The 21,416-nt window shown below is 65.1% G+C and carries 23 protein-coding genes and 2 tRNA genes; 13 read left to right on the forward strand and 12 right to left on the reverse strand.

Annotation, left to right across the window (positions count from 1 at the left end):
* The first annotated feature begins 105 nt into the window (after positions 1-105).
* Positions 106-1,038 carry a prephenate dehydratase gene (pheA, locus tag F8O08_RS10180; RefSeq protein ID WP_158043187.1) on the forward strand — a complete coding sequence of 311 codons (933 nt, stop codon included), beginning with the start codon at positions 106-108 and terminating at the stop codon, positions 1,036-1,038.
* Entirely contained in the window at positions 1,035-1,949 is a 915-nt protein-coding gene (locus F8O08_RS10185) for a D-alanyl-D-alanine carboxypeptidase family protein (RefSeq protein ID WP_158043188.1), read from the forward strand. The genes pheA and F8O08_RS10185 overlap by 4 nt, the downstream gene beginning before the upstream one ends.
* Positions 1,950-1,985: 36 nt before the next feature.
* Here the strand turns inward: F8O08_RS10185 and F8O08_RS10190 are convergent, their stop codons facing one another.
* Complete coding sequence (locus F8O08_RS10190; RefSeq protein ID WP_158030387.1) at positions 1,986-2,981, reverse strand: diacylglycerol/lipid kinase family protein; 996 nt, start codon at positions 2,979-2,981, stop codon at positions 1,986-1,988.
* An 80-nt stretch (positions 2,982-3,061) separates the two neighbouring features.
* Between F8O08_RS10190 and serS the strand changes: the two genes are divergently transcribed.
* The 7 genes from serS (at position 3,062) to F8O08_RS10225 (ending at position 11,310) form a co-directional block, all read left to right on the forward strand.
* A complete protein-coding gene (serS, locus tag F8O08_RS10195; protein WP_158036990.1) occupies positions 3,062-4,330 on the forward strand; it encodes a serine--tRNA ligase in 1,269 nt (422 codons plus the stop codon).
* Positions 4,331-4,397: 67 nt separating this feature from the next.
* Positions 4,398-5,357, forward strand: a complete 960-nt coding sequence (locus tag F8O08_RS10200; protein WP_158043189.1) for an HAD hydrolase family protein — start codon at positions 4,398-4,400, stop codon at positions 5,355-5,357.
* 133 nt (positions 5,358-5,490) lie between these two features.
* Positions 5,491-5,578: transfer RNA gene (locus tag F8O08_RS10205), tRNA-Ser, on the forward strand.
* Positions 5,579-5,605: 27 nt separating this feature from the next.
* Complete coding sequence (locus F8O08_RS10210) at positions 5,606-6,610, forward strand: glycosyltransferase (protein WP_158036988.1); 1,005 nt, start codon at positions 5,606-5,608, stop codon at positions 6,608-6,610.
* A gap of 383 nt (positions 6,611-6,993) precedes the next feature.
* The gene (locus F8O08_RS10215; protein ID WP_158043190.1) at positions 6,994-8,832 is read left to right on the forward strand and encodes a helicase HerA-like domain-containing protein; all 1,839 of its coding nucleotides are present in this window, start codon (positions 6,994-6,996) and stop codon (positions 8,830-8,832) included.
* Between the two features lie 118 nt (positions 8,833-8,950).
* Positions 8,951-9,670 (forward strand): FadR/GntR family transcriptional regulator, encoded by a 720-nt coding sequence (locus tag F8O08_RS10220; RefSeq protein WP_158043191.1) that lies wholly within the window; start codon positions 8,951-8,953, stop codon positions 9,668-9,670.
* The gene (locus tag F8O08_RS10225) at positions 9,667-11,310 is read left to right on the forward strand and encodes an amino acid permease (RefSeq protein WP_158036981.1); all 1,644 of its coding nucleotides are present in this window, start codon (positions 9,667-9,669) and stop codon (positions 11,308-11,310) included. Before F8O08_RS10220 ends, F8O08_RS10225 begins: the two co-directional genes overlap by 4 nt.
* Before the next feature lie 76 nt (positions 11,311-11,386).
* Here the strand turns inward: F8O08_RS10225 and F8O08_RS10230 are convergent, their stop codons facing one another.
* From F8O08_RS10230 to F8O08_RS10275, 10 genes are all read right to left on the reverse strand, one after another.
* Positions 11,387-12,172: a glycerophosphodiester phosphodiesterase gene (locus tag F8O08_RS10230; protein ID WP_192497769.1), complete on the reverse strand. Its 786-nt coding sequence runs from the start codon at positions 12,170-12,172 to the stop codon at positions 11,387-11,389.
* 431 nt (positions 12,173-12,603) lie between these two features.
* Positions 12,604-13,416, reverse strand: a complete 813-nt coding sequence (locus tag F8O08_RS10235; protein ID WP_158043193.1) for a phage major capsid protein — start codon at positions 13,414-13,416, stop codon at positions 12,604-12,606.
* Between the two features lie 128 nt (positions 13,417-13,544).
* The gene (locus F8O08_RS10240; RefSeq protein ID WP_158043194.1) at positions 13,545-13,985 is read right to left on the reverse strand and encodes a hypothetical protein; all 441 of its coding nucleotides are present in this window, start codon (positions 13,983-13,985) and stop codon (positions 13,545-13,547) included.
* Between the two features lie 156 nt (positions 13,986-14,141).
* Positions 14,142-14,348, reverse strand: a complete 207-nt coding sequence (locus F8O08_RS10245) for a hypothetical protein (protein WP_158043195.1) — start codon at positions 14,346-14,348, stop codon at positions 14,142-14,144.
* Positions 14,341-14,523 carry a hypothetical protein gene (locus tag F8O08_RS10250; RefSeq protein WP_158043196.1) on the reverse strand — a complete coding sequence of 61 codons (183 nt, stop codon included), beginning with the start codon at positions 14,521-14,523 and terminating at the stop codon, positions 14,341-14,343. The genes F8O08_RS10245 and F8O08_RS10250 overlap by 8 nt, the downstream gene beginning before the upstream one ends.
* Positions 14,516-16,501: an AAA family ATPase gene (locus tag F8O08_RS10255; RefSeq protein ID WP_158043197.1), complete on the reverse strand. Its 1,986-nt coding sequence runs from the start codon at positions 16,499-16,501 to the stop codon at positions 14,516-14,518. The genes F8O08_RS10250 and F8O08_RS10255 overlap by 8 nt, the downstream gene beginning before the upstream one ends.
* A gap of 153 nt (positions 16,502-16,654) precedes the next feature.
* Entirely contained in the window at positions 16,655-16,924 is a 270-nt protein-coding gene (locus F8O08_RS10260; RefSeq protein WP_158043198.1) for a hypothetical protein, read from the reverse strand.
* Positions 16,921-17,190, reverse strand: a complete 270-nt coding sequence (locus F8O08_RS10265; protein ID WP_158043199.1) for a hypothetical protein — start codon at positions 17,188-17,190, stop codon at positions 16,921-16,923. The genes F8O08_RS10260 and F8O08_RS10265 overlap by 4 nt, the downstream gene beginning before the upstream one ends.
* Positions 17,183-17,773 carry a hypothetical protein gene (locus tag F8O08_RS10270; protein ID WP_158043200.1) on the reverse strand — a complete coding sequence of 197 codons (591 nt, stop codon included), beginning with the start codon at positions 17,771-17,773 and terminating at the stop codon, positions 17,183-17,185. The genes F8O08_RS10265 and F8O08_RS10270 overlap by 8 nt, the downstream gene beginning before the upstream one ends.
* Positions 17,774-17,998: an excisionase family DNA-binding protein gene (locus F8O08_RS10275; protein ID WP_158043201.1), complete on the reverse strand. Its 225-nt coding sequence runs from the start codon at positions 17,996-17,998 to the stop codon at positions 17,774-17,776.
* Positions 17,999-18,121: 123 nt separating this feature from the next.
* On the opposite strand from F8O08_RS10275, the gene F8O08_RS10895 reads away from it, so the two are divergent.
* Both F8O08_RS10895 and F8O08_RS10280 read left to right on the forward strand, forming a co-directional pair.
* Positions 18,122-18,679 (forward strand): helix-turn-helix domain-containing protein, encoded by a 558-nt coding sequence (locus F8O08_RS10895; RefSeq protein WP_192497770.1) that lies wholly within the window; start codon positions 18,122-18,124, stop codon positions 18,677-18,679.
* On the forward strand, positions 18,672-19,916 hold the full coding sequence (locus F8O08_RS10280) for a tyrosine-type recombinase/integrase (RefSeq protein WP_192497771.1): 1,245 nt from the start codon (positions 18,672-18,674) through the stop codon (positions 19,914-19,916). The genes F8O08_RS10895 and F8O08_RS10280 overlap by 8 nt, the downstream gene beginning before the upstream one ends.
* A gap of 77 nt (positions 19,917-19,993) precedes the next feature.
* On the opposite strand, the gene F8O08_RS10285 is transcribed toward F8O08_RS10280, so the two are convergent.
* Positions 19,994-20,080: transfer RNA gene (locus F8O08_RS10285), tRNA-Leu, on the reverse strand.
* A 140-nt stretch (positions 20,081-20,220) separates the two neighbouring features.
* Between F8O08_RS10285 and F8O08_RS10290 the strand changes: the two genes are divergently transcribed.
* Entirely contained in the window at positions 20,221-20,892 is a 672-nt protein-coding gene (locus tag F8O08_RS10290) for an FhaA domain-containing protein (protein WP_158043203.1), read from the forward strand.
* The gene (locus F8O08_RS10295) at positions 20,892-21,413 is read left to right on the forward strand and encodes an FHA domain-containing protein (protein ID WP_158043204.1); all 522 of its coding nucleotides are present in this window, start codon (positions 20,892-20,894) and stop codon (positions 21,411-21,413) included. Before F8O08_RS10290 ends, F8O08_RS10295 begins: the two co-directional genes overlap by 1 nt.
* Positions 21,414-21,416 lie beyond the last annotated feature (3 nt).

Raw genomic sequence — 21,416 nt, forward strand, 5'->3', positions numbered from 1 at the left:
GACCTCGTAGACTGAGTTGCGCTGACGTTCGGGCTGCTGCACAGCCGCCCGACGGCGCGATTCAGCCTCAGATGGGCTGAAGTCACAGGTGAAAGCGATGAGTGCATGACCGATTCCACGACGCAGGCCGTCTACAGCTACCTGGGCCCGGCGGGCACCTTCACCGAGGACGCACTGCGCCAGGTCGACCCCGAGCACCTGGGTCGGTGGCAGCCGGTGACCTCGGTGGTTCAGGCCATCGACGACGTCGCCACGGGCCGGTCGACCCACGCGGTGATCCCCATCGAGAACTCGATCGAGGGCGGCGTCAGCGCCACGCTCGACGCCCTGGCCACGATGCCGGGCGTTCGCATCCTCGGCGAACGCCTGGTGCCCATCACCTTCCATCTGCTGGCCCGACCTGGCACGACCCTGAGCGAGGTGCGCCACCTCACCACGCATCCGATGTCGTACCCGCAGTGCCGCACCTGGCTGGCCGGCCATCTGCCGGAACACGATTTTCTGCCGGCGCCGTCGAACGCCGCAGCGGCAGCGAGCGCGCTGCACGATCAGAACATCGACGCCGCCATCGCCGGCGAACGGGTGCTCGATCACTATGATCTCGAGGTGCTCGCCCGTGACATCGGCGACAACCGCAACGCCGTGACCCGGTTCGTGCTGCTCGGCCCCGACCGCGGTCTGCCCGCACCCACCGGAGCAGACAAGACGAGCCTGATCGCCGAGCTGCCGGTCGACGAGGCCGGAGCGCTGCTGAGACTGCTCGAGCAGTTCAGCACCCGCGGCATCAACATGACTCGCATCGAGTCGCGCCCCATCGGCGACGAACTCGGCCGGTACCGCTTCAACATCGATCTCGAGGGGCACGCCCTCGACGCCCGAGTCGCCGAGGCGCTGCGCGGTGTGCACCGTTTCAGCCCCAACGTCGTGTTTCTGGGCTCCTACCCACGAGCGACGCGCGAAGCCTGCGAGCCCATGCCGCATCAGACCAACGACGACTATAAAGACGCCGCCCAGTGGTACGAGGCGCTTCTGCAGTGATCGACCGCCGTCTCCCCACTCCACCCGGTCGCCGCGCCCAGCTGCGCCCGGGGCGACATCCGCACCAGATCGCCGAACATCGCCGTCAGCTGCGCATTCGTGTGGCGACCATCACCATGACGCTGCTGGCCGTGCTGATGATCGCGCTGGTGCCGCTGCTCGAACGCGGCGAAGGCGACGCATCCACCGCGGCCCAGAGCGACGAGGTCGCCACCGAGCCGTCATCCGCGGCCGAGCCGCACGAGCAGATCAACTGGTCTGACACGTCGGCGCTCCCTCCGCTCGACACCGATCTCGACCTCACCCAGCACTCCACCGACGATCCCTCCTCGATCTGGGTCGTGACGAACAAGGCGCGCCCGCTCTCTCCGATCGACTGGCAGCCTGACGATCTCGACACCGTCAACGTCTCGGTGAACCGTGACGGCGAGCGCCTGCGGCACGACGCGGCGGCCGCGCTGCACGACATGGACGCCGCCGCTCAGCGCGAGCTCGGCCAGGGCATCCAGATCATCAGCGGATTCCGCAGCTATCAGCGGCAGCAGGCCCTCTACGAGACGTACGAACGACGCGACGGGCAGGCCGCCGCCGACCGCTACTCGTCACGTCCAGGCCACAGCGAGCACCAGACCGGCCTGGCCTGCGACATCAACGAGACCCAGCCTCCGTGCGAGCTGTGCAACGAGTTCGCTCACACCGGGCTCGGCACCTGGCTGCAGCAGAACTCTTGGCGTTTCGGCTTCGTACAGCGCTACGAGACCGGCCAGGAGCAGACCACGGGATACATGGAAGAGGCCTGGCACTACCGCTACGTCGGCGTGCCCCTGGCCAGCTGGATGCGACAGCACGACGTGCACACGCTCGAGAAGGTGTTCGGGCTGCCCGACGCGCCAGACTATCTCAAGCCCTGATGCGGCGCTGCGCGAGTGGCCGCCTGCAGGCTGCGGTCAGTCGGCGAGCCCGGCAGGCACCTGCACCAACAGCGCCCCGCGTCTGATCCGCGCTTCGAGACCGATCGCCTCGCCGAAGACGTCGCCGTCCAGCTCGCACGGCACCACCCGTTCGACGCTCACATCGATGGTCTTGCCCACCGTGTGCGAGAGCGTGGTGAGCCGGTGGGTTCCGCCGAGCTCGACCAGACGCTGGCCGGTGCGCGAACGCGTCAGCTGATGCTCGACCACGATGCGCCGCCAGAGCCCGAACCAGTCGCTGAGCCTCCGTGGAGAGATCGCGAGCACGTCGAGCTCGCCGTCGTCGATCGAGGCGTCGGGCACCAAGAGCAGATTGCCGGGCAGCATGCCGCAGTTGCAGATCAGCACCGTGTGCGAGCGCGTGCGCATGTCGCGGCGCCGGTCGGCGGTGATGCGCGCGCGAAAGCGTTCGGCCCGGTTGACCGCGCGCAGCGCACCGGTCACGTACGCGACCCAGCCGAAGAGCCGCTTGCCGCGTGAGCTGGTGCTGACCATGATCTCGGCGTCGAGGCCGAGACCTGCCATCACGACGAACGCCTTGGTCTCGATCTGGCCGTCGACACGGCGGATGCGGGCCTCGCCGACGTCGACGGCTCGCGGCTGGCCGGTGAAAGCGACTTCGATCGCGTCTTCGACGTTCGCGAGGCGCAGCTCGAGGTTGCGCGCGAGGACGTTGCCGGTGCCTGCGGGAATCAGTGCCACGGGCACGCCTGAATCGGCGACCTCTTCGGCCACCACGCGCACAGTGCCGTCGCCGCCGGCGACGAGAATGAGCTGCACGCCCTGTTCGAGCGCAGTACGGGCCGCAGCGGCGCCCGAGTCGTCGGCCGAGGTCTCGAGCCAGAGCGTCGACCCCCAGCCGTGGCGTTCGGCCTGACGCTCGACGATCGGATTCAGGCGCACACGGTCGAGTTTCACCGGGTTGTAGACCACGGCGGCTCGACGACGTTTCGCGCCCGGGGATCTGACCATGCCCTCAATCGTAGCCGCGCATTCTGAATGCCTGCTGTGGCTGCCCTGCGCGTGCTGCGCGGGTGGTTTACGCTGGTGGGGTGATTGACGTCGAACTGCTGCGTACCAACCCAGATCTCTTCCGCGAGAGCCAGCGCGCCCGTGGAGGCGATGTCAGTGCTGTCGACCAGGCTCTTGAGGCCGATGCCTCGCGCCGGGTGTCGCTGACCGAGTTCGAGACTCTGCGTGCTCAGCAGAACGCCTTCGGCAAGCAGGTCGCCAAGGCGCCGAAAGAAGAGAAGGCCGCACTTGTGGCTCAGGTCAGAGAGCTGGCCGACCAGGTCAAGCAGGCCGAGGGGCGCGCACGCAAGGCCGAAGAGCAGTTCTCGGTCGCCGTGCGCGGCATCCAGAACCTCGTGCTCGAGGGGGTGCCCGAAGGCGGCGAAGACGACTTCACCGTCGAACGCGAGATCGGCGAGCACCCGCAGTTCGACTTCGAGCCGAAAGACCACGTCGCGATCGGCGAGCACCTCGGGCTGTTCGATCTGGAGCGCGGCGCGAAGGTCTCCGGCGCGCGCTTCTACTACCTCACCGGCTGGGGCGCTCGGCTGGAGCTCGCCCTGCTGAACCTCGCACTCGACCAGGCGATCGAGAACGGCTTCACCCCGATGATCACACCCACGATCGTGAACCCCGAGATCATGCAGGGCACCGGCTTCCTCGATCAGCACTCCGACGAGATCTACCACCTCGACGCAGACGACCAGTACCTCACCGGCACCAGCGAGGTCGCGCTGGCCGGGTATCACTCCGACGAGATCATCGACCTCACAGCCGGGCCGAAGCGCTACGCCGGCTGGTCGACCTGCTACCGACGCGAGGCCGGCTCGCATGGCAAAGACACCCGGGGCATCCTGCGCGTGCACCAGTTCAACAAGCTCGAGATGTTCGTCTACACGACGCCTGATCAGGCTCTCGCCGAGCATCAGCGACTGCTGAGCTGGGAGGAGCAGATGCTGCAGAAGGTCGAGCTGCCGTACCGAGTGATCAACACCGCCGCCGGCGATCTGGGCTCATCAGCCGCTCAGAAGTTCGACACCGAAGCCTGGATCCCGACGCAGCACACCTACCGCGAGCTGACCAGCACGTCGAACTGCACCACCTATCAGGCACGCCGCCTGGGCATCAGATACCGCCCCGAAGAAGGCGGCAAGACGGCTCCGGTCGCCACCCTGAACGGCACTCTCGCGACCACGCGCTGGCTCGTGGCGATTCTCGAGAACCACCAGCAGGCCGACGGATCGGTGCGCGTGCCGGCAGCACTGCGCCCGTATCTGGGCGGCATCGAGGCGATCACGCCGGGCGCCTGACGCCCCGCTCCGTTCGCCACAGTGTCACCGGCATGGGCTACTGTGCGGGTGAACGAAGAGGAGCAACATGGTTGGCAACGCACTGCCTTGGCACGCCCCGGGCAAGGGTTCGTTTCCCGAGACCGGCAGCATCCCGCTGCCGCCTGTGCATGATGAGGGCCGCTGGCTGATCGCACTCGACCTCGACGGCACCACGGTTGACGCAGACAACCGTGCCAGCGCCGCCGTACAGCGCGCGATCGACATGGCACAGGCCGCTGGCCACGTCGTGATGATCGCCACAGGGCGCCCCATTCAGGGTGTCACAGGCATCTACCGCGAACTGGGCCTCACCGCCGAATACAGCGTGTGCTCGAACGGTGCGCTCGTCTGCGGCATGCGCGAGCCGACAGGTCAGGCCGCCCAGGGCATCCGCACTCGGGCGGTCGACGACAGCGGCGTCGAGCCGCACGAAGAGTGCACCGGGCACTGGCGCGTCGTCGACATGACGCTCTTCGACCCGGCACCGGTCATCGACGCCTTGGTTCCCTCGCTGCCTGACGCCAAGTATGCCGTCGAAGACGCCGACCAGGGCTGGCGGTTCTTCCGCCCGTTCAACGCGGGCACCTTCAGCGCTCCCGCCGAGCTGGTGTCGCTCGACGACCTGCGCTCACACCCTGTGACACGCGTCGTCGTGTTCTCTCCCGCGCATGACACCGCCGAGTTTCAGCGCATCGTCGAGGGCATCGGCCTGCACCAGGTGAGCTACTCGGTGGGCTGGTCGGCCTGGCTCGACATCGCACCCTTCGGCGTGAACAAAGGCACGGCGCTCGAGAAGGTGCGGCGCCGGCTCGGCATCCCGCGCAACCGCGTCGCGGTCGTCGGCGACGGGCTCAACGACATCGAGATGATCACCTGGGCGGCAGAAGAGGGCATCGGTGCGGCCATGGGGCACGCACTGCCCGAGGTCAGAGCGATGGCCAACCGAGTCGTGGCCGATCTCGACGGCGACGGTGTCGCCGATCTGATTCATTCGATCGTCGGCTGACGAGCGCTCTCGTCGCCACAGAGCCAGAAGACGCATCCACGCGGGGCCGGCCCTTGTCTTGTATGATGGTCTGGTTGTCTCTTGCTCTCGCATCCTGATCTCGACTGATCAGGCCGCGCGGCGAGACCGACATGGTGGGCTGTCCGAGCGGCCGAAGGAGCTTGTCTTGAAAACAAGTGAGGGGCAACTCTCCCTGGGTTCGAATCCCAGGCCCACCGCCATGAACTGTGAACGGGAGTCGGGTCGACGTGAGCGCTGAGTCGCAGCCGCAAGCCGAGGGCACTCCCGCGCCACGGCATCCGCTCGACGTCGCCATCGTCGTCGTCACGTACAAGCGCACCAAGCTGCTGCGCGTGCTGCTCGACAGCTTCACTGAGCTCAAGACCTCGCCCTCATGGATCGTGATCGTGGACAACGCCTCGCACGACGACACCGGCGAGATCGTCGAGTCGTACCGCGAGCGCTTGGGCAAACGCGCCGACGGCCGCGATCGCCTCGTCTACGCGCCCCAAGAAGAGAACACCGGCGGGGCCGGAGGCTTCAGCGCGGGTACGAAGATCGCCTACGACCTGGGCGCCGAGTGGCTGTGGCTGATGGACGACGACGTGGCCGTGCTGCCCGAGGCGATCGAGCGGCTGACCCCGTGGACCGACCGTTTCAAGGTCATTCAGGGGCGCCGGTACAACTACGACGGGTCGCCGTTCTACTGGCAGTTCGACTTCAACGTGCCGCTGGGCATTCCGAACCCGGTGGCCAAAGACGACTTCAGCGCCCAAGACTGGCTGCCGATGAACACGGTCTGCTTCGAGGGCGGGCTCTTTCATCGCGACGTCGTGCGGCAGGTCGGGCTGCCCGATCCCCGCTTCTTCATCTACTGGGACGACACCGTCTATGGCTACCTGACCTCCAAGGTCACGACGCCGGCGCTGGTCAACACCTTCATTCTGCGGCGCACCCGCGAGATCAAACGGCTCGATCTCGGCACCCGCAAGCTCAACGGCACCAGCGACATGGTGCGCTTTCACATCATGCGCAACCGCGGCTACATGGCGCGGTACTTTCGCCTGCATGGCGACTACAACCGGTTCGTCTTCGGCTTCGGCACGCTGCTGACGCTCGCGAAAGAGGTGATCCGCATCGTCACGGTCGACCATTCGTTCAAGTCGGGGCTGTCGGCGCTGTTCAAAGGGATGCGCGGGGCGCGAAAGATCTACCGCGATCGCTCTTGGAAGCCGATGCCGCCGCTGGACTAGGGCCTGGCTCTGCAGCGGCTTCGACCGCACTCCCACCACCGTTCGCTCCAGATGCACCGCGTTGCCGCCTATCGCGCTCCTGCAGCACTTTTTGTGGGTAAAGCGCTCGCTCGCCACAAGAACTGCTACACGGCTGCAGCGATGGCACAGCCCCGAAGAAGCTCCCGCGGCGTCGCCGCCGCCGTTCGCTCCAGATGCACCGCGTTCGCTCCAAATCGCCCCCACTTCGAGCGATCCGTGGCATCAACGAGCGATCCGTGGCAGCAACGAGCGGTCGGCGGCGGCGAAGTGCAATCCGTGGCGGCGACTCCTTTGCCACTGGCCTCAGATGGCAGAGAGTGTCTGCAGCGGCAACAGCTGAGCCCCGGCCGTAGACTTACTGCATGGTCGAGAAGAGCACGGAGCAGCCCGCAGACGCTGCAGCACCAGAACCCGCACCCGCATCCACTGAGGAGGCCGCACCGGTTCCAGCGTCCCAGCCCGCAGACGCGCAAGCAGCTCAGCCCGATACTGAGCAGACCGACGCGGCACAGACAGCTGCGGCACCAGCAGCACAGTCCGCAGCCCAGCCCAGCGCGACCACGGCATCCGGCCCGCTCTCGCAGCAGGCCGTCGACGCCGTCAAGGCCGGCTACACCTTCGAAGGCACGACGCTCGACATCGGGGCACTCGTCAACGGCGAGCCGCTCAAAGACGTGCAGGTGCGCATCCCGCTCGGCATGCTGAACCGCCACGGCCTCATCGCAGGCGCCACCGGCACCGGCAAGACCAAGACACTGCAGGGCCTGGCCGAGCAGATCGCCGCCAACGGTGTGCCCGTCTTCGCCGCAGACATCAAAGGCGATCTCTCCGGCCTCGCCGTCGCCGGCACTCCCAGTGACAAGCTCACCGCACGCACGCAGGGCATCGGCCAGGACTGGCACCCCGTCGCGACGCCCACAGAGTTCTTCTCACTGGGCGGCGTCGGCCAGGGCGTGCCGCTGCGCGCGACGGTCGACGGCTTCGGCCCGACGCTGCTCGCCCGCGTGCTCGACCTCAATGAGACGCAGGAGTCGAGCCTGGGCCTCGTCTTCCACTACGCGAAGCAGAACGACCTGCCCCTGATCACCCTGGACGACCTGCGCACTCTGCTCAGCTGGCTCACCGGCGACGAAGGCAAGGCCGAGCTCAAGGGCATCGGCGGTCTCTCGCCGCAGACCGCCGGTGTGATCCTGCGCGAGATCGTGAACTTCGCCGGACAGGGCGCAGACGTGTTCTTCGGCCAGCCCGCCGTCGAGGTCACCGACTTTCTGCGCACCGCATCTGTGACCGGCGCAGACGGCGCGACGACCGAGTTCGGCGTGGTCAGCATGCTCGAGGTGCCCGGCGTGCAGGATCGCCCCGCGGTGTTCTCGACCTTCCTCATGTATCTGCTCACCGAGCTCTTCCGTGCGCTGCCCGAGGTCGGCGACCAGGACAAGCCCAAACTCGTGTTCTTCTTCGACGAGGCGCACCTGCTCTTCAAGGGAGCCTCGAAGAGCTTCGTCGAGACGATCACGCAGACCGTGCGCCTGATCCGTTCGAAGGGCGTCGGCATCTTCTTCGTCACACAGACGCCGAAAGACGTGCCCGGAGACGTGCTGGGCCAGCTCGGCAGCCGCATCCAGCATGCCCTTCGTGCGCACACCCCCGATGACGCCAAGGCGCTCAAGGCCACCGTCTCGACCTACCCGACCAGCGAGTATCAGCTCGGCGAGGTGCTCACGCAGCTGGGCACCGGCGAGGCGATCGTGACCGTCATCAACGACAAGGGCGCGCCGACCCCGGTCGCCTGGACGCGTGTTCGCGCCCCGCAGGGCTCGATGGATCCGATGCCGGCAGACGCCATGTCCCAGGCCATCGCATCCTCGCCCCTGCAGGCCAAGTACGGCACGCCTGCGCAGACCGAGGGCGCCGCCGCGAAGCTGCAGGGTCGCATCGACGCCGCCTCGCAGGCTGCGTCTGACGCGGCGGCCGCCAAGCAGGCCGATGCGGATGCCAAGGCCGCCGACCGAGCAGAGCGCGAGCGCCAGCGCGATGAGGCCGCCCGCGAGCGCGAGTCTCGGTCGACATCGCGCTCAGGCTCCCGAACCGCCAAAGAGCACGGTGTTGCCGACGTGATCGACGACGTGGTCAAGTCGCGCACGTTCCAGACCGTGGTGCGCGAGGTCATCCGCGGCATCTTCGGCGGCAAGAAGCGCTGACTCGCGCGCCGAGTCGGTCGGCCGGCCGGCACGCCTTCTCCTGCGTGGTCTGACCACGCAACCAGGTCGATGCACCCGTGTAACACCGGGGAAACGCAGACCTCTCAAGCTTGTTCTCATGAACCTGTCCGACAGCCAGACTGCAGGAGTGCCACCGGCCAACCGTCTCGGTGCCACCGAGTATGTTCGCCAGAACCTCGAACACGCCATCAGTGCCGGGGTGGTGAAGGTCGGCCAGCGCCTGCCCTCAGAAGCCGCACTCGCCGCACGGTTCGGCGTCAGCCGTTCGGTCGTGCGCGAAGCACTGCGCGTCCTCGAGGTGCGCGGCACGACGGCCACACGAGTCGGGGTCGGCACCTTCGTGATCGCGACCGAACCCATCTCACAAGTCGACTTCGCCGGGTTCGGCGCCACTGACCTCGTCGAGGCCAGGCCGCACATCGAGATTCCGGCCGCAGGTCTCGCTGCCGTGCGCCGCTCTGAGCACGACCTCGAGCATATGCAGGGGCTCATCGAGAGCATGCAGCGCACTGATGATCCCGACGAATGGGTCAGGCAGGACACCGAGCTGCACCTCGCGATCGCCGAGGCCTCGGGCAACCGCGTCTTCACCACCGTGCTGCGCAGCATCAAAGCGGCTCTCGCCCTGCAGTCCGGCCAGCTGAACGACGGCTCCAACCGCCGTCTTCCCTCTGAGCACGAGCATCGCAGCATCGTCGCCGCGATCGCCCAAGGGTCGATCACCGAGGCAGAAGACGCCATGCGCTTCCATCTCGATCAGGTCAAAGACGTCGTTCTCACAGAACGGTCGAACACACACGAGGGAGAGAACCGATGACACAACAGCACTCGAAGCCCGACGGCCTCTCACCGAATACGGGCACCGTCACCACCGCTGCACCCGAAGAGAACATCTTCATCGAAGAGGAAGCCGGCTTTCACAAGGGCCTCGGGGCACGCCAGCTCCAGATGATCGCGATCGGCGGCGCGATCGGCACGGGTCTCTTTCTCGGCGCCGGCGGCCGTCTCGCACAGGCCGGCCCGTCTCTGCTGATCATCTACGCCTTCTGTGGCGTGTTCGCCTACCTGATTCTGCGAGCGCTCGGCGAGTTGGTCGTTCACCGTCCCTCTTCGGGATCTTTCGTCTCGTACGCCCGCGAGTTCTTCGGCGAGAAGGCGGCATTCGTCAGCGGCTGGATGTACTGGGTCAACTGGGCGACCACTTCGATCGTCGACGTGACGGCGATCGCGATCTACGTGAAATGGTTCGGGCAGTACTCTCCGTTCATCGCCTCGATTCCGCAGTGGACGATCGCTTTGCTGGCACTCATCATCGTGGTCGGCATGAACCTCATCTCGGTCAAAGTGTTCGGTGAGATGGAGTTCTGGTTCGCGCTGATCAAGGTCGGTGCGCTGGTCCTCTTCTTGGTACTCGGCGTCATCTTCGTCATCTTCGGCACACCGACCGGCGATCCACGCGGTTTCACGCTGATCTTCGACAACGGCGGCATGTTCCCCAATGGCATCCTGCCTGCCCTGGTGATCATGCAGGGCGTCGTGTTCGCCTACGCAGGCATCGAACTCGTCGGCACCACCTCTGGCGAGACGAAAGACGCCCGCAAGGTCATCCCGAAGGCGATCAACACCGTGATCGTGCGCATCGCCGTCTTCTACGTCGGCTCGGTGCTGCTGCTGGTGCTGCTGCTCCCCTACACCGCATACAGTGCCGGCGAGAGCCCGTTCGTGACCTTCTTCAGCCACATCGGCATCGATGCGGCCGCTCCGATCATGGAGCTGGTGGTGCTCACCGCCGCTCTCTCGTCGCTCAACGCCGGCATGTATTCGACCGGACGCATCCTGCACTCCATGTCGATGGCCGGCTCGGCGCCCAAGTTCGCACAGAAGATCTCGCCTCAGGGCGTGCCCTACGGCGGCATCCTGCTCACCGCGATCGTGACTCTCATGGGCGTCGTGCTCAACATGTTCGTTCCCGAGCAGGCCTTCGAGATCGTGCTGAACCTCGCCTCGATCGGCATCATCTCGGGCTGGGCCACGATCACGCTCGCGCATCTGCGCTACTACCAGCTCTCGAAGCAGGGTCTCTACCGACGGCCGAAGTTTCGTATGCCGGGTGCGCCATATACGAACTACGCCACACTCGCGTTCCTGCTGCTGGTCATCGTGCTCATCGGCCTCGACTACCCGACCGGCACCTACACGCTGGCGTCGATGCTCATCGTGATCCCGCTTCTGGTGATCGGCTGGTATGCCTGCCGCTCCGAGGTCAAGCGCATCGCCACTGAGCGCATCGGATTCACCGGCGCCTTCCCCGTGGTGGCCAGCCGGCCTATGGCCGACGAGCTCGCCGAGGCAGAGGGCAGTGAGGCCCCGGAGGTCACGATCGCCCGCGAGGTGCACGAGGCCAACATCGCCTCGGGCAACCCGAACCCGCTCGACACCGACGGCGACAAGCACTGACGCGCTGGCGCCGGCTCGAGGCCAGCCACGGTCTCGAGCCGGCACAGGCCGAAGGCCGCCGCTGCACGCGACCGTTTCAGCCGAGGTGCGAGCGAGCCTCGCGCGGACGATTCGTGATGATCGCATCCACGCCGGCCGCGGCCAGCGCATCCCAGTCGACAGGCTCGTCCGGCGTCCACACCGCCATCTGGGCGCCCAGTCGCTCGTGCACCGCCCGCACCAGGTCGGGTTCGGCGAGCGCACGCCTCCAGTGCGGGTTCACCGCCGAGACGCTCAGCAGTTCGGCGGTCTCGATCTCGGGGTAGTGCGCGGTCTCATCGATCAGCAGCCCGAGGGCGTAGTCGCCGGCGCGCAGCTGCAGCGAACGCACCGTCCTCGGGTCGAAGCTCTGCAGCACCAGACGCTCCCCCACTCCGGCCGCCTCGAAACTCGCGACCGTCGGCGTGATCTGCTGGGGTGACCACGCCCCCTTGTACTCGACCAGTACGTGGGCGGTCGGGTTGGCCGCGATCCACTCGGCCAGCTCGGCGAGCGTGGGGATGCGCTGGCCGGCGAACGCCGCATCGAACCAGGTGCCGGCGTCCAGCGTGCGCAGCTCGGCCGAGGTGCGTGCCGAGACGGCTCCCTGCCCCGACGTCGTGCGATCGAGTTCGTCGTCGTGGATCACCACCACCTCGCCGTCAGCGGTGTGCTGCAGATCGAGCTCGATCCAGGCGGGCGCACCCGGCCCCGATTCGCGTGCGGCAGCATCCACCGCCGCATCGAACGCCGCGAGCGTGTTCTCTGGCGCCTCGCTGCTCGCGCCGCGGTGCCCGATGATCGTCGGGCTGTGCCCAGCTCGCCATGCTGCCCTGCGTGCCATCTTCGTCTCCTTCATAGGGTCGTCGATCTGCGATGCGGGCCCACCTGCCTGAGCAGAAACGCGCAGAGACGAAGAAACCCCCGAAACCGTTGAGGTTCCGGGGGTTTCTCTCATCTCACTGAGATGAGCCTGTGCCCGAGGGGGGACTTGAACTCTCATGGCACGACCAACACGGCAGCACTCGAATCGGCATGAACGTACGTAAACAGCGGGCTATCGGCCGGCGCCCTCGAGCTGAGAAACATCCAAGAACACCCAGCTACCAGGTCGGTAGGACATGGGTCGGGACATCAGACTCAGATGCAGCGAGAGAGCCATTGCAACTGGTAGAGACGTAAGAACTGCCTGTGTGAAAAGTCACTATGCCGCCGGGCCTGACCGACAGCCAGGGCGAGGGAGTCACCCCACCCCAGCTGTCGGTCAGTGTCGACTCATTCGGCGATGGTCAGCTTGGCAAGCCGGTCAGGTCGTACCACTCCCCAGCCGAAGCGCAGCGTGACGCGAACGCCCACGCTGTCATCGTCGAAGTAGCGGTCTGAGCTGGTTGCTACGGCGACTTGTCCGACGCTCGAGACGATCTGCGAACGATCGACGACGAGCAGTGTGTTGTCGGCTGCTGCCTTGTTGATGAGAACGGGGATGCCGAGCAGCTGACGCGCTGCAGTGTCGGACGTCGCTCCCAGTAGTGGCGTGTTGTAGTCGCTGCCCACTTTGAGCTTGAGCACTGCGGCCCATGCTTTCGGGCTGGCGATGATATGGCTTGGCGTTGCGCCGTTGTCTTCGACGGTTGCGATCGCGTCGACGAGTGCATCGAGGTTGGTGGTGATCTCTCCGCCATTGACGATGCCCGTGACGGCGCCGAGGCCGGTTGGGTTGGATGGGTTGGTGAGGAACGCTGTGTCAGCTTTGGTGATGACGCTGCGGCGCAGGCTGTTTGTCAGCAGGCCGGCGACACCGCCCGTTCGGTAGGCCTCGTTCGAGACTTTCGTCAGCACTGCGATCTTGTCTGTGTTGACCACGATCTCTGCGAGCGTTGGGTCGCTCTCGTCGATGTTGGCGCCCTCAGCGACGAAGCCTGCAGCAACGTCGGTGACGTAGGGAACGCGCACGCTTGGCTGGTCGCCCTCGACGGCTGGCCCCTGGTCTGTGACTTGCAGCACGAGAGCATCGGCCACGATGTCCTCTGCTGGGAAGTAGCTGACGTTGGGGAATGCTCCCTGATTGGTAGAAGTGGTTGTAGGCATAGTTCTCTCCTTGGTGGATGAAACGGATTGTTTGCTTGTTCACGGGAGATCACGGATCTCGACCGATACCCACCAGGGGCTGCAGGGTAGGGAGCTGGCACCCGGCCTAACTGCCCTACCCTGCTAGTTTACTCGTGTTTGCCCATGATGGCGCTCTCGAAACTCGCTGCGAGCCCTGCGCCTGACTGCTCTCGGCCTAGGTTGTGATCGACACCTGCGTTCGATGCCATGTACGGTTTAGACTGGCGCAGGCCCTCTACGAACTCGCGCAGCTTAACCTCGTCGAGGTTGCCGCTTTCCTCGTCGAAGAATTGGTCTGGATCGGTGAACACGTCACCGCGTGCCCTCTTGTCGATGTACTGGGCCGCGGTCGAGTTCTGCACGATCTGACTGCGCGCAGCTGAGAGCTGGACAACCAGGGCATCTCGCTGGGCTTCTGCTTCGCGAAGCCGTACCCGGTAGCGTGCCGCCTCGTTGTTCCCTTTGCTCTCGGCAGCGTGTTTCGTGTCATCTGGTTCAGCCGCGGTTTGGGCGTCGTCCTGCACTGCTTCGTTTGCGTCGGTTGTCATACTTGTTCCTTTCGTCGATGAGTTGGGCCTGCAGGTTGCTGATCTTCTGCAGGTACTTCTGCCTGGTCTCTCGGTGAGCCTGGCGTTCAGCGGCAAGAGCTCTTTCGAGCTTCTCGACCGATGTCTCTAGGTCTTTCCTCTTTGGACGCGATCCGATCATGATCGGTTCTCCTGTTCTGTGTGGTGACGGTCTTCGATGGTCTCTGCGGCGTCGACGAGTTGGTCGCTGAGCCGGTAGGCGTGGTCTGGTTCGATCGCAGTGAGGAACCGTCCTGCGCAGTAGATGCGGATGCAGTCTCGGGTGCTGCCGTCTGGTTCTCGCCATTGGCTTGCTTGCGCGTAGACGCCTCGCAGATCAGACATGCTGCACCTCCTGGGCGATGTGGTTCTCGGTGTGCTGCAGGTAGTCGGGCATGCAGCACGGGTGCACGCCAAGCGATGTCGCTGCGGCCTCGGCCATCGGCATGCTGCACTGTGGGCACCAGTAGCCGGTGAGCGGCCAGACAGACCCGTCGGGTGCCGTCCATGTTCTAAGCACCTTGACCTCCTTTCGCCTGGGCGAGGCACTGCGCGCAGGTGTTGCCGTTCAGCGGTGCGTGATGCACTGGGCAGAGTCGGGTGTGCTCGTCGACGACCTGCAGGCGTGTGTGTTTCTTAGTGGCGGTGCGCAGTAGCGAGACGTGATCAGTTTGCGAAGGTGTCACCGAAGGTGTCGAAGGTGTCGCATTCTGAGAGCGTGACACCTTGGACACCTTCGTGACACCTTCGAGGCTGGCCTCTTCGATGGCCCAGACCCAGCCAGCACCGAAGCCAGACTTGCGAGAGGCGATCTTCGGGTCTTTCGATCGTTTGCGCGCATTCTTCAGCTCGGTGTCAGAGAACCCAGATGCACGGCCGGCCTTGAGAACGTCACCGGCTTTCGCCTCACCACTGTCGACATTCTTGAGGTAGTCGATGACGAACGCCTGGGCCGCGTTGCGATCTTCACCGTCTTCGTCGCCTGCGGGCTCTCGGTTGATGATCTCCGAGACGTTCAGCTCGCTGGCGCCGAGCTCGACGACGTGGGCGATGTCCTCGATCGTGCCGTCGCTGGTGGGCACCTCGGTGTTCTCGAGACGGAACGCCCAGGACTGGCCCGCTGCGGTAGAATAGTTGCTTTTATCGAGCGTGAGCACGCGGTCACCGGACTCGTCATCTGTTGCGATCAGAATCAGCGATCGCACGACATCTCGCAGCGCATGCGACCCGCTGACCTTATCTGACGCCCTGCCGCCGCCCTTGCCGAAGTGTGCGACGCCGACGATGGACAGATGCAGGTCGCGGGCGAGGCCGGCCAGCGGATCGAGGCTCGCCCTCACGTCATCACGGCGGTTCGAGTCGCCAGCGATCAGACCTGTGATCGGGTCGATCACCCAGACCTTCACACCGGCCCGTTCGAGCTGCCGGCGAATCTGTGGCAGATCGTCCGGGATGCGCGGCACGCCCTCGATGTCCTCTCCGGCGACGTCGATCATCGCCTCGAGGAACAGCACCCGGTCGAGATCAGCGCCGGCGGCCTCGAGACGCATGCGCTGCAGCGGTTTCGAGTCCTCCGTCGCCGTGATCGCCACGGTAAGCTGCTGACCCTTGTAGTCGCCCTCGAGTTCGCCTCGAGTAGCCTGGGCGAGCTTGTGCAGGACCCAAGTGGACTTGCCCTCGCCGGCCCGGCCTGCGACCAGCGAGAGTACGTCCTCTGGCCATAGATCGGCAGCGACGAACGGCTGGTGTGTCGTCGTCACCGCAGATGCCCTGGTCAGAGCGACCCTGCGCGCCGGTCGCTTGGTCGTCACCTCGCGCAGCTCGTCCGGGCCGTGGCCGGCCATGACGTGATCGGCGATGTCTTTGCCCTCGGCGGGCAGCACGACCCGTACAGTGCCATCGCAGACCTGCTGCAGGTGAGCGAACAGGCCGGTCGCGCGAGCCTTGCCCGCCTCATCGTCGTCTGCCGCGATGATGACCTCGAGCGCATGCGCCAGTGGCGTGTAGTCGGCCTTCGCCCACGACGGTGCACCCTGCGGCGCTGTCGTAGCGACCTCGCCCAGCGAACGCAGCACGTCGGCGTCTTTCTCGCCCTCGCACACCCAGATGCGCCGCCCAGCCTTGACGCCAGCCGTCACCTCGTCGAGGTGATAGAGCGGTGTCTCGGCCGTGTTGACAACATCTTGGCGAAACACTTTCGTCGGTGACCGGTACGCCGTGCGTGCCAGGGCACCAGAGGCCGTGCGGTACTCGTACCGGGCGCCGTGAGGCTCGTCGAACAGGTCTGCCGGCTTCACACCGAGCGAGGCCAGAACGTCTGCCGTCGGATCGGAGAACGAGTGCACGAGCACCATGCCGTCGATGCCCATAAGCGACACGGAGAGGTCTTTCCCAGAGTGTCCGGGCGCCTGCGCCGACGCCTTACGCGGCCCAGTGTGCTTGACCTTCAGCCCAGCCGTCTCGAACGTCGAGACCAGTCGGTCGAATGCTGTTGTCATCAAGTTCCTCCTGCGAGGTCATCTGCGAATCATGGATCAGAAAGTGGGCGATACCGGCGACGAACAGCGCCCAGTCGAGCAGCAAGAGCACGGGTTGGTCGGGCCACCAGATGAAACGTGCGAGCCCGAGCAGGCCAGCGGCGATAAGGGCGGTCATCGGCCACCTGCGATCTCGTCATGCTGTTCAGGTGAGCAATATGCGCCACCTGAACACTGGGAGCATTGCCACTTCGTCAGGTCTGCGTGGATGGTGCCGACAGAACGGGAGATGAGGCCCTTGGCGAGGATGTCCTGAATCTGGCGCACGGACTTTCCCTGGTGGAACAGCATGTGCTCGGTGCCGATGATGCGCAGTCTCTCATCGCCGATGGTCTTGTGACGCGGGTGCTTCTTGCCGTCGAGGCCGATAACCGTGGCATTCACAACCCACCCCCGATACCATCGAGCTGCGGTTCAGCACACTGCGCACTCGGCCGCTGCACCGTCTTGTCGTCGGTGATCGAGGTGCCGGCGTCGATCAGGGCGAGCAGCACGGGCCCGAGCTGGTCTGGGTGCAGGTGGATGTAGTTTTGGTCGACGTGAATGCGGATCAACTCGTCGCCCGTGTAGGCGGTGATGGTGTCGATCTTGAGGTGCAACGGGTACGTGCCCTCGCTGAAGGTGAAGTCTCGGGGTTCGAAGTCACTCATGGTCGGCCCCCTCGAAGACGGCCTTGATCGCGTCGAGTGCTGTGCCCTGCCAGTCGAGCCACTCGGCCAGGTCGGTGTAGGCGTTCGCCATGCCCTCGAGTTCGCTGCCGTTGTCGAAGTCCCACGACGACGGGCACTCCATGCCCGCGATCACGCGCTTGTCCTCGGTCAGCAGGACGGTGAACTCGTACCCGAACGTTTCATTGATCTCCTGGTACAGGCAGATCGAGCCGTCACCGCGAAGCTCCCAACGCCAGCCCGTGAGAGCCTGCATCCAGTAGTCCTCGTGGCAAGCGTGGATAGTCACGTCTCGGTAGCGGTCGAGAATGTCGATCGTGTCTTCATGCGGGTTCGGGGCGACGGCGCGCCAGTAGTTGTTCTCGCGGCCGAACTTCGCGCCTGCACGGCCGACGATCTGCTCGGCGGTACCGAAGTGCACGGCATCAGCCCAATCGGTTACTCGATATACTGTGGTCATAAGGTTCTGCTCCTTGCTAGGTGTTGGATCCTGCTGGCCCTCGGGTGTGACATCAGGCGTTGCAGCGCCGTCCGCCACGAGGGTCTTTCTCTTTGTGGTGGTCATCTATGCCGCCTCGCAGTCGAACAGTGCGAGGAACCGCTCACGTGGGATCATCTGCAGCCGGCCGATCTTGATACTCGGGATCGTGCCTTCGGCGATGCCCTTGGATACCGTGCGAGGGTCGATTCCCATGACAGCTGCTGCTTCTGTTCGTGTGATCGTCGCAGCGCTAGACCGCTGCAGGTCCTCGAGACTGACACCACAAGGGTATTTTGACTTTGACCTCATAATAAGTCCTTTCGAACTGCTTGCCGTTCATTCTGAACGCTTCCGAGTTCATCTAAGCACATGAACGCACACGCACGCAAGCCGACCTCAAGTCAGATCAAAACGATCTGCCATACTGTCGGCATGACTGATAAACCCGGCATGAAGAAGATCGAGCTCGGCCCCACTGGGCAGACCGTCGCAAAGAATGTGCGTCGCCTACGTGACGGCCAGAACCTGACATATGCTGCGCTGTCGAAGCGGCTCACAGAGAACGGCCACCGCATCCCAGAGCTTGGCCTGCGTCGTATTGAGGCTGAGGCTCGTCGAGTTGACGCTGATGACCTGACAGCACTCGCAGTGGCCCTTGATGTGTCTCCCCTGACGCTACTTCTGCCCGAGCAGGGCGATCCTTGGACAACGGCCGAGATCACGGGCTTCGCTAACGAACGTGGCGCTAACGTGCTTTGGCTCTGGGGCCGAGGCGACGAACCGCTGACAGTGCACTCGTTCCCAGGTGGCACCGAGGTCGACAACATCGAAACGCTGCGATTCAAGAGCATCGCGAAGCCTCAGATTCATGCACGCGCCATATCAGTGCCACAAGCAGCGTGGGAGGGAACAGACGACGAAGCAGGAGCCTTGGTCGAGGCCATGCGTCTTACTACTGCCCAAGGCATCGAGAAGTATGGCCGTGACTGACAAGCGCACCCGGCGCCGAGGCAAGGGCGGGCTGTCACGATACAAGACCGCTGCAGGCGAACGCTGGCGCTGGCGCCTCTACGTGCCCATTGACGTCGAGCACCCAGAGCAAGGCGAGAAGCGCATCGGCAAAGCCGGCTTCTCTACCATGTCGGACGCCGAAGACTCGATGCAGGCAGCAGTCAGCGAGCGACGCCAAACCGGCACAGTGCAGACCAACGACCTCGTGACGTTCGGCGACTACGCACGCACCTGGTTGGACGGCCGCCGCCTCGCCTCGACAACACTGATCGGGTACGAGAAGAAGCTGAACGCGCACATATACCCGAACATCGGCACCGTACCGCTCAACCGCATCACAGCCGCCCGCCTGGCGAAACTGTATCGAGATCTCGAACGCTCCGGCCGCGCCGACAAGGGTCATGAGGGCGAAGGTCTGGGGCCGAACTCGGTGCGCAAGGTGCACACGATCATCAGCTCGGTACTGCAAGCCGCTGTCGACGAGGGACTGCTGCAGCGCAACGTCGCGCGCAGCAAGACGGCCAACCCACCCACCATGACCGAGATCGAAGCGGCGAAAGACGAGATCAACCCGTGGACAGTCGACGAGCTGCAGGCGTTCACGACCTGGGCGGCCGACAACGACGATCTCGCTGCCCTCTGGTTCACCGCTGCTCACACGGGCCTGCGTCGCGGCGAGCTCTTGGCGCTGCGCTGGGGCGACATAGACCTCGCCCGTAAGACACTCTCAGTCAGACGTGCAGTAGTGGTCGTGAAGACCAGGCCAGAGCGACTCGAGGTGAAGAAGCCCAAGTCAGGGCACACCCGTGTCGTCGACCTCGACGAAGCCACGATCATCACGCTCAAGAAGTGGCGGTCGACACTCGCCCAGGTCAACATCGCGTTCACGGCTCGCAACGCGAACGTCTTTGGCCGGCTCGACGACAACGGCACCCGCCACCCCGACAACGTCAGCCGGCGTTGGCGCTCGGCCGTCGACCGGTGCGCCAGGTACTGCGTCGAGCGGCAGCAGACGCCGCCTCACGAGATCAGTCTGCACGACGTCCGGCACACTCACGCCACGCTCATGCTGCAGGCCGGCGTGCACCCCAAGGTTGTGCAGGAACGCCTCGGCCACTCGACGATTACGATCACGCTAAACCTCTACAGCCACGTTCTGCCGACGGTGCAGCGCGAGGCCGTGGCAGCGTTCGAGCGCCTCCTCGAAACCGCTTAGGACATATGACGGGACATGGCCCGTTCTCGGTGCATAGAAAAACCCCCGGAACCGTTGAGATTCCGGGGGTTTTGCACTGGTGCCCGAGGGGGGACTTGAACCCCCACGACCTTGCGATCACTAGCACCTGAAGCTAGCGCGTCTACCAATTCCGCCACTCGGGCATTGCACACTCCGACTGGGTCGAACTGCGCGACTGCACTGGAACAGATTAGCATGAAAACGATGCTGCTCGGCAACTCGACTCCTCGTCTCACAGCTGAACCGGGTACCATAGCTGCGACAGATCGGTGTGAGGAGACGAGTGGGACTACTCGATAACGTGGAACGCGGCTTGGAGCGTGCTGTCAACGGCGCCTTCGCCAAGACGTTTCGCTCCCGCCTGCAGCCGCTCGAGATCTTCTCTGCGCTGAAGGGAGAGCTCGACTCGAACACGCGCATCCTCTCGCGTGACACGATTCTGGTGCCGAACGCCCTGCGCGTGCGCATCAGCCAGGCCGACTTCGACCGTCTCAGGGCGCAGGGCTCTTCGCTGGCGAACCAGTTCGTCGCCGACCTGCACACCTATGCCCACCAGCAGGGGTATCAGTTTCCCGGCCCGCTCACCGTGGCCATCGTGCCCGACGACAGTCAGAGCGTCGGCATGCTCGACGTGACCAGCTCGACCACCGTCGGCGACGTCACCCTCGTACCGGTGCTCGAGGTGCAGGGGCAGTCCTACCCGTTGCGCCATGGGGTCACGGCCATCGGGCGCAGCCATGAGTGCGACGTCACCGTCAACGACTCAGCGGTCTCGAAGCAGCACGCCAGTGTGACCTGGGACGGCACCACCGTCGTGCTGCGCGACCTCGGCTCGACCAACGGCACCAAGGTCGGCGGCCAGCGCATCACGACCCTGGAGCTCGCCGGCCCCCTCGACTTCGTGGTCGGCTCGACCCTGATCTCATACCATCGGGCACCGAAGGCGGTGGGCTGATGAGCGGCGAGCTGCTCTACCTGCTGATCAGCGCCGTGTTTCTGGTGCTGCTCTGGCTGTTCGTCTTCTCGGTCATCTGGGCCGTGCGCTCCGATCTGTTCGGCCCGAAGGTCAAGCGGATGCGCGGAGCAGCCGCGAGCGCCGGCTCGGCTCCGTCGGCCTCCCCTGCCGCTGCGCCTGTCGCACCTGCGGCCTCGGGACGCCGTGCGGCATCCGCAGCCTCGACAGGCACGCCCGCCCACCTCGTGTTCACCGCAGGTCCGGTGCGCGGTCGCCAGCTCACGCTCAGCCAGGATGCCCTGACCTTCGGTCGCAGCGTGGACTCAAGCGTCGTGCTGCGTGACGACTACACCTCGACGCACCATGCCCGCCTGTCGAAACGCGGCGACACCTGGATGGTCGAAGACCTCGGCTCGACGAACGGCACCATGGTCGGCGGTCAGCGCATCTCGCGCCCGACGCCGGTCGGCATCGGAGTGCCCATCACCATCGGCACCACCGTCATGGAGCTGCGAGGCTGATCT

It is taken from the genome of Pseudoclavibacter sp. CFCC 13611, from assembly GCF_008831225.1.
GTDB lineage: Bacteria > Actinomycetota > Actinomycetes > Actinomycetales > Microbacteriaceae > Pseudoclavibacter_A.

What these genes read in the sequence shown, in the direction of transcription:
- F8O08_RS10240 (WP_158043194.1), bottom strand. Translation starts at nt 13,985, where the DNA reads ATGACAACCGACGCAAACGAAGCAGTGCAGGACGACGCCCAAACCGCG.
- F8O08_RS10255 (WP_158043197.1), bottom strand. Translation starts at nt 16,501, where the DNA reads ATGACAACAGCATTCGACCGACTGGTCTCGACGTTCGAGACGGCTGGG.
- F8O08_RS10270 (WP_158043200.1), bottom strand. Translation starts at nt 17,773, where the DNA reads ATGACCACCACAAAGAGAAAGACCCTCGTGGCGGACGGCGCTGCAACG.
- F8O08_RS10245 (WP_158043195.1), bottom strand. Translation starts at nt 14,348, where the DNA reads ATGTCTGATCTGCGAGGCGTCTACGCGCAAGCAAGCCAATGGCGAGAA.
- F8O08_RS10275 (WP_158043201.1), bottom strand. Translation starts at nt 17,998, where the DNA reads ATGAGGTCAAAGTCAAAATACCCTTGTGGTGTCAGTCTCGAGGACCTG.
- F8O08_RS10295 (WP_158043204.1), top strand. Translation starts at nt 20,892, where the DNA reads ATGAGCGGCGAGCTGCTCTACCTGCTGATCAGCGCCGTGTTTCTGGTG.
- F8O08_RS10265 (WP_158043199.1), bottom strand. Translation starts at nt 17,190, where the DNA reads ATGAGTGACTTCGAACCCCGAGACTTCACCTTCAGCGAGGGCACGTAC.
- pheA (WP_158043187.1), top strand. Translation starts at nt 106, where the DNA reads ATGACCGATTCCACGACGCAGGCCGTCTACAGCTACCTGGGCCCGGCG.
- F8O08_RS10200 (WP_158043189.1), top strand. Translation starts at nt 4,398, where the DNA reads ATGGTTGGCAACGCACTGCCTTGGCACGCCCCGGGCAAGGGTTCGTTT.
- F8O08_RS10225 (WP_158036981.1), top strand. Translation starts at nt 9,667, where the DNA reads ATGACACAACAGCACTCGAAGCCCGACGGCCTCTCACCGAATACGGGC.
- F8O08_RS10235 (WP_158043193.1), bottom strand. Translation starts at nt 13,416, where the DNA reads ATGCCTACAACCACTTCTACCAATCAGGGAGCATTCCCCAACGTCAGC.
- F8O08_RS10895 (WP_192497770.1), top strand. Translation starts at nt 18,122, where the DNA reads ATGACTGATAAACCCGGCATGAAGAAGATCGAGCTCGGCCCCACTGGG.
- F8O08_RS10215 (WP_158043190.1), top strand. Translation starts at nt 6,994, where the DNA reads ATGGTCGAGAAGAGCACGGAGCAGCCCGCAGACGCTGCAGCACCAGAA.
- F8O08_RS10230 (WP_192497769.1), bottom strand. Translation starts at nt 12,172, where the DNA reads ATGGCACGCAGGGCAGCATGGCGAGCTGGGCACAGCCCGACGATCATC.
- F8O08_RS10220 (WP_158043191.1), top strand. Translation starts at nt 8,951, where the DNA reads ATGAACCTGTCCGACAGCCAGACTGCAGGAGTGCCACCGGCCAACCGT.
- F8O08_RS10190 (WP_158030387.1), bottom strand. Translation starts at nt 2,981, where the DNA reads ATGGTCAGATCCCCGGGCGCGAAACGTCGTCGAGCCGCCGTGGTCTAC.